Origin of the sequence: Lamprobacter sp., assembly GCF_034860625.1 — a bacterium.
GTDB lineage: Bacteria > Pseudomonadota > Gammaproteobacteria > Chromatiales > Chromatiaceae > Lamprobacter.
The window spans coordinates 1-889 of record NZ_JAYESN010000643.1 but is presented as its reverse complement, the minus strand read 5'-3'; the positions used below and the strand labels follow the sequence as shown (position 1 = coordinate 889).

1 protein-coding gene and 1 pseudogene are annotated in these 889 nt (G+C 63.0%); both read left to right on the top strand.

Features of this window, described 5'->3' with window-relative positions; genetic code table 11:
- Positions 1-244, top strand: a 244-nt coding sequence (locus VBE63_RS30455) for an EAL domain-containing protein (RefSeq protein WP_323686696.1), incomplete at its 5' end; no start/stop codon positions are given.
- Positions 245-255: 11 nt separating this feature from the next.
- A pseudogene (locus tag VBE63_RS30450) lies at positions 256-889 on the top strand (hypothetical protein); the annotation flags it as partial.

The following is an 889-nucleotide window of genomic DNA, read 5'->3' as shown; positions in this document are numbered from 1 at the left end:
GCCGATCAGCGAGCTAAAGATCGATCGCGCCTTTATCAAGGGCATCGAGCAGCCGCATGACCGCAGTCTGGTCGCCGGCATGATCGCCATGGCCCACTCGATCGGCAAGACTGTGGTCGCCGAAGGCATCGAGACCCAAGCGCAGCTGGAGATTCTGCAAGCTCTCGGCTGTGATTGGGGGCAGGGTTATTTGTGGTCCAAGCCGGTGCCGCCGGCGTTGGCTCCGGATTGTTTTACGGCCTGAGTGAGACCCCATTGATCCCGCCCCATCCGTCACCGGTTGCATCAGCACCGCCGCAGCAGCGTCCGCTGCCGGTCGCCAGCCGCCCTTGGTGGAACCGCGATACCCTGATGCGCGTGCTGGATGATCTGCTGTGGGCGGAGCTGAACCGATTGCGCCCGGGGCAGCTTGGGCTAAGACCGAGCGCAGCGTCCGATTTAGCGCCTGAAATGCGTGGATCTGTATCTGATGATGCGCCTACCCTGAAACAAACGCCTCCTCGTCCGGGGTGGCGACGCGCTATCGACGTTAGACTTGATGCTGCGTTCGAGCTGGACAGCCTGGGGCTCGACTCGCTGGAATTTCTGGATATCGCGACCCTCATCGCGGTGCAGTTCCATCTGCAACGCACCGGGCTCGACAACCAGCTGCTGCAGCAGCGGCAACTCGGCGCTTGGGCGCGGATCATCCTCGACAGCCGCGCACGCTGGGATGAGGCGCTGAGCTTTCAGACCTCCGGCTCAACCGGTCAGCCCAAGCTCTGCGCGCATCCGATGCACCGACTTGAGCAAGAGATCCGCTGGTTTGCCGGGCAGCTCGGCGATCGGCGCCGCGTTTTGACCGCCGTGCCGGCGCATCACATCTACGGCTTCCTGTTTACCGTGATGT